This is a genomic window from Bacillus cereus group sp. BfR-BA-01441, from assembly GCF_022663075.1.
Taxonomy (GTDB): Bacteria; Bacillota; Bacilli; order Bacillales; family Bacillaceae_G; genus Bacillus_A; species Bacillus_A cereus.
Window position 1 is genome coordinate 1 of the sequence record NZ_JAKUEU010000149.1, and the last position, 6,148, is coordinate 6,148.

The window sequence follows — 6,148 nt, forward strand, 5'->3', positions numbered from 1 at the left end:
TTAACAAAACAAATGCCATTAATGAAAAGATGGAACAAGCAAGGCCAAATAAAAGTCCTGATAATGTAAAAGAAGCTCAACAAAATAGTCAACATGATGATCAAATAAAGGTTCAAAAACCTCCTGTTAATCAGTTGGATGAATTTTCGATTGTTGATTATAAAACAGAGTATAAAAAACATTTAATGGATAATTTCAAAGGACAAACAGAAAGTGATATAAACAAAGCATCTATTCATACTATTGATAGTCATTTGGTGGCTAAACCCCATTTAGCTATAGCTTTACGTCAAGAAGCAATTTCTGAATTGAGAAAAGAAACAATAAGTTCTAATGATAAAAATTTAAATGTCCAGAATTTCAATTCTTATTTAAATGATAAAAGCGATTTATTGGCTCATGCTACAAAGTATTTTGAGCCTTTACAACAAAATCAATTGTTAGAAGAAGATTTGAAATTCGAACCATATAAAGAACCCGAAAAGAGTATAAACACTTTATATAAAGAAGTAAAAGAAGCCGATTCTAAATTACTTGATGCTTTAGGTGATTATAAAGTAGGGGATCAATTTTTCCCTAAAGCAAATAATTTAGAAATAGTTCAGTTATATATGGATAGAAATGAAAAGCTTGAAGCATATGAAGAAAAAAGCGGTGAAAAATACACTACTTTTAGAGAAACAGATCAAGAGAAATTCGAACAATATAAAAATTATTTAAGAGAAGAAATTAAGACTAATGATACGTTTAAAGTTTATAATAACATTCCAGAAAATGTACAATCAGAACTAGACAAGGAATTAAGAGAAGGTTTGAAAAAATTAGATTGGAAAGAACAAGGATTGACTTTATACAACACAAATAATGGACAGCGTTCCGATGAATTCACCAAAAATCTTCCAGAAAAATTAACTTATAATGAAATTGAAGATTTGTATGAAAAAGGATATATGTTAGAGAAAAAACCACAAGATATTTATATAGGTCTTGATTTAAAAGATGTTAAAGAAGAAATGTATAAAGCTCCTACGGAAACAACTGTAGAAAAAGAAGAATTAGAAGAAATAGAAAGATAATATTGTAATTCAGTGAGAAGAGGAAATTTCTTCTCACTGAATATAAAATTGAGGTGGAAAAATGAGTAAGAAATATGAATGGCATGAAATTTCAGGTTCGGATTTACCGAAGTACACACATATACCAAATGATTTAAGGTTAGTTTCGGATAATGATAATTTTGATTTATCAAAAGAAACTGTAGCATGGTATTTAGAGAAAAGTTCAGGGAAGGAGTTATATATGGAATTAGTTAAAAAGTGAATAGGGAAGGGATGTATTAAATGGCTGAATTCAATTCATCAAAGGAAAAACTAAAAGCTGTAGAGGATTTACTAAATAACTCATTAGAGGATTTGTTTAAAAATAATGAGAATTTTAAACGATTCTTAGAAGTTATGAGTAGACTTCCTAGTTATTCTATTAACAATCTTGCATTGATTTATAGCCAAAAACCAGAAGCTTCAATGATTCAAGGGTTTGTTCAGTGGAAGAAAATGGGTCGTCATATTCAATATGGTCAAAAAGGTTTGTACATTTATGCTCCAAAACATAAAATTACGAAAGAAATTATTCGTGATAAAAATGGAGATCCTATCAAAGATGAAGATGGTAAAGACAAAGTTAATGTGACAAAAAAACTACTTGGATTTACTCCTGTAAAAGTGTTTGATGTTAGTCAAACTGGTGGAAAAGAAATTCCAAGAGCGCAAGATTTTGTTCATGCTGTAAAAACAGGACAAAAAAATATGGATTATGAAAAGTTATATAAATTGGTGAAAGATGCTATTCAAAGTAATGCTAAAGTGCCAGTAAATGATTCTGTTAATACAGATTACTTAGAAAAAAACCCAAGTGTTAAAGGATACTATAATATACCAGAACATTACATTGTTATCAGAAATGATTTGCCAATTGAACATAAATTTAAAACTCTAATCCATGAATTTGCACATAGTCAATTACATTCGAAAAATAGTCCATTTAAAGATGTTCCAAGAAGCGAAAAAGAAATTCATGCTGAAAGTGTTGCTTTCTGTGTATCAAGTTATTATGGATTAGATACAAGTGATTATAGTGTGGGATATATTGCAACTTGGTCAAAAGATTTAGAAAAAGCAAAGCAAGGTCTATCTGATATTAAGAAAATGGTGGCTGGAACAGTTAAAAGTATAGATAACATTATCGAAAAGCATAAATTAGAAATATTAAAGGATAATGAAATTGAAAATCCAGCACCGATTAATAAGTCAGAAGATACGAATATATCTAATAACCAAACTGAAAGCTTGTTAGAAATTCATAGTCACAATAAACAAGGTGAGCAATTAAACAACTATAAAAGAATGTTCACAAGTTCTGTTCCAGTAGAATTTATAGAACATTTTAAAGATAATATGGATATTTTTAAGAATGATCACTTACCATATTTCGAGTTGCTAGATAAACAGAGTATGACGTTCTTTACTGGTCAATTCATTCGAACTGTTCCATCAAAAGAAGAATACGAATTGCAAATACAAGGTGGAAAAGTAATAACACAACAAGAATTTGAAAAAGGTGATTATTTGATAACGAATTTGTTATCAAAGGGTACAAATATTAATGAACAAACTATATCTTTTGATGATCAGTTTTTCATTGAAAAAAACGATGATAAATATAATATTTCTGTTTATATAAGTGATGGGAATAAAGTAAACATAGGGGCTAATGAAGATTTAAATATTATTAAAAGTCAATATGATTACATGGCAATTGATAAATCACATAATCAAATACAATTTGCAAACGATATGATGAAACGTGTGGATTTGATTATGAATAGAGAAATAAGAAATGATTTAACAAATTCATATGCATCAATTGACCGCAAATTGTTTCAAGAGGATGTAAATACTTTAAATAGACATTTTCATGACGTACAAGTGCCGAATGATAAAAGAGTTGTTGTACCAATGCTTGAATGTTTAAAAGATAATCCTTCAATTAATGCATTAAATGTTTTACAGAATACTATAGGCCAAAATCAAGAAACCGCTAAAAGGCTAGGTATGAATGAAAAAGATTATGATGTAATGTTAATTGATGCGATTGGTCGAGTTGCTGATAATACAATAGGTGCAATGAAAAGTAATTTTACAACTGTAGAACAAGTAGATGAAAAAACAATTATCTTAACCAGAGAAAAAGATAAGGATCAAGCCTATATATCCGCTTTAAATTTGGCTGAAATAAGCTCTAAAGGAAAAGAAAGTACCGAACATCATTATGAATCTTATTTGAATGATAGACTAAATCATTTATTAGAAATAAGTAAATTGGATAGTTCTTTGACAATAAATAAATGTGATAAAGTGTTATCGAAACAAGAAGTTCCTTCTTATCGTTTTAATGCTAAAGATGGGAAAAGCGAAAAAGATGTTTTAATTGCTGATTGTAATGGAAACTTCCCATACTTTATACAAAAGGATAAAGGAATTGACTTGAAAGAGATATTGCAAAATACAAGTGGTGTACAGGTGTTGACTTTACCGGAGCGCGAAGATCGAGTAAGTGAATTACTTGAAATCAGTCAAAAAAAAACTGTAGATGTAGTTGAAAAATGAAATAAAACATTTTTTAAATAAAGAAAGGGCGTTCTGTATGAAGAAACCAAAGTTAAAAAAACACTTTTATACAGCTATCATACCAATCATCTTGATAACTGGTTTAGGTACACATCTTATTGCGATATTGCTGTATACACTAACACATTTAAAAGATATCCAGACACTTCACTTGCAAGTATTTTTTAGTAAAGAAATATATGATTTTATCTTAGCTGATCCGAATGGGAAAATGATTTTACAAGCTGGATTAGTTCTATTCTTTTGTGGTGGGGCTTACTTAGTAAGAGAAAGTATATTCCAGAAAACATATCATGATGAATCGGATTTTGGTGTACATGGTTCAGCAACATTTGAAAATCCAGTAAAATTAATGGGTTCAATTTTAAGTACCAAAGCAAAATATTCACCAATGCCAGTTATTGGTTATAAAAAAGTGTTGAATATGGAGGAAGGTATTGTTTTAGCGAAAGTTGGAAAAAAAGTTTTAGTAATTCCAAATAGCACCACAATTGATAATAAAAACGTTTTTGTTATCGGGCCAAGTGGTTCTGGTAAAGGGCAAACACATGTATTTCCAAACTTGATTAATATTCGGAATCAAAGTCAGATTGTAATTGATGTTAAAGGTGAAAACTGGCATTTAACACATCAATTGAAAGTGGATCAAGGATATACAGTGGGTAGATTAGACTTTGTTGATTTTAAGGGATGGGGCTTTAATCCAATGTCATTTGTAAATAATGATGAAGATGCCCAAAAACTTGCAAATATTACAGCAAAAAATGCTTTATCAGATGGAAAAGAAGATTTCTTCCAAGAAAGAGCAAGAACGCTATTAAAAAATATGATTGTTTATACGAAAACAAATTTCAGTCCGGAAAATGCGAACTTTGATTCTTTGATTAGCACATATGATAAATATATTTCCAATGAAAAAATCTATATGAAATGGATTGAAGAACAAGATCAAGAGGATGTCGGAGTGCAAGGACTGAAAAGTTTCTTTAATTCTTTAACAGGTAAAACACGTTCATCAGTAACAAGTAGTTTTGACAGTATTATTTCTTTGTACAGATTAGAAAAGATACGTGAAATGACAAAGAAATCAGATTTCGAATTTGAAGACTTTGTAAATAATAAGTATGCTTTATACATCAAAATAGCTATTCCTACCAATCCATATATGGGTATTACAAGTGCATTCTTTACACAAATGATTGATGCATTCTTTACAATAGCTAGAAAAAGTCCTATTTCGCAACTTCCTACACCTGTAAACTTTTTATTGGATGAATTTCCTAACATTGGTAAAATTGAAGGCTACAGTGAAACGCTTTCTCTTTGTCGTAGTTACTTAATTAATATGACAACTATTGTTCAAGATTTAAGTCAGGTAGAAAAATTATATGGTAAAGAAGTAACGAAAAACATTATAGCTAACCATGATACAAAATTGATTCTTAGGGTCAATGAACAAAGTACAGCTAAGTATTTCAGTGAAGCATTTGGTGAAACTACAGTTAGTTATCCTGAAACAACTGGTACAGGTAGCAATGTTCAAACACGTATGGTAACAGTGAAAAAACCATTAGTTACAGTTAATGATTTAATGAAGATGGATAGGGACATGTGCTATGTACAATTTGCTGGTCATGACGTATGTTATGTAGAAAAATCTTGGCAACATAAAGTTTTCGGTCAATTACTTACAAAAAATAGAAAATATAATTATGATAAATTTAGAAAACGTTTAATAGATGTAGAAAAACATCCATTGTATGTTGAAGAAAATAATTATAAAGAAGATTCTCCTTCTTTCAGTGAAATGTTCAATAATAAAAAGCTAATAGTAGAAGAACAGTTAAAAGAACAAGCGTTAGATCCAGAAGCAATTGAATATCAAAAAGAAATTCGTGAATCTGTAGAAGTAAGCGATATAGAGGAAACAGAAGAAAATAGTGAACAACAAGAATTATTAGAAGCGAAAAAGCAAACAAGTTTAAAAATTATGGGTGCTGTAGGTCATTTCTTAGAAAAATCTTCTGATATTGAAAATAAAAACGAACTTCTGTTGCAATTGGGTAAAAGAATGAAACAACTAAATTCAGAAGAAATAGAAGAGAATGATAAGCTTGCAAACTTAGGGAAAATTAAAGATGCTGGCATAAAAAATATAGCTAGATTACAAACTAAATTACAAGCAAATGATATTGATCCAGAAAATGATGAAAATGATAATTTACTAGGTAATTATGTACAAGAAGAAATGGATACCCAAAGTAAAATGGCTGAAATGGTTGAAAATGATACTGGCCTTGTCGGAAAAATTCTTCAAGAATACATGGAAACACAATCTCAAACATCTAGTGAAAATGATACTAATATACATCAGAGTGTAGTTGTTGAAGAAGTGATTAAGGAAACAGAAAAACTTGCTGTAGAAGAAATGGTTGAAAAACATTTGAATACAGTTGAAGAAT

At 29.4% G+C, this 6,148-nt stretch carries 4 protein-coding genes; all 4 read left to right on the forward strand.

Annotated features, from left to right (window positions below):
• Nucleotides 1-1,076, forward strand: a 1,076-nt coding sequence (locus MR107_RS28855) for a hypothetical protein (protein WP_242293060.1), incomplete at its 5' end; no start/stop codon positions are given.
• Nucleotides 1,077-1,137: 61 nt separating this feature from the next.
• Complete coding sequence (locus MR107_RS28860) at nucleotides 1,138-1,320, forward strand: hypothetical protein (RefSeq protein ID WP_242293061.1); 183 nt, start codon at nucleotides 1,138-1,140, stop codon at nucleotides 1,318-1,320.
• Between the two features lie 20 nt (nucleotides 1,321-1,340).
• A complete protein-coding gene (locus MR107_RS28865) occupies nucleotides 1,341-3,665 on the forward strand; it encodes an ArdC-like ssDNA-binding domain-containing protein (RefSeq protein ID WP_242293062.1) in 2,325 nt (774 codons plus the stop codon).
• A 37-nt stretch (nucleotides 3,666-3,702) separates the two neighbouring features.
• On the forward strand, nucleotides 3,703-6,148 hold a 2,446-nt coding region (locus tag MR107_RS28870; RefSeq protein ID WP_242293063.1), incomplete at its 3' end, for a VirD4-like conjugal transfer protein, CD1115 family.

Excerpts from the sequence above, each read along its gene's own strand:
- MR107_RS28865 (WP_242293062.1), top strand. The coding sequence starts at position 1,341 with ATGGCTGAATTCAATTCATCAAAGGAAAAACTAAAAGCTGTAGAGGAT.
- MR107_RS28860 (WP_242293061.1), top strand. The coding sequence starts at position 1,138 with ATGAGTAAGAAATATGAATGGCATGAAATTTCAGGTTCGGATTTACCG.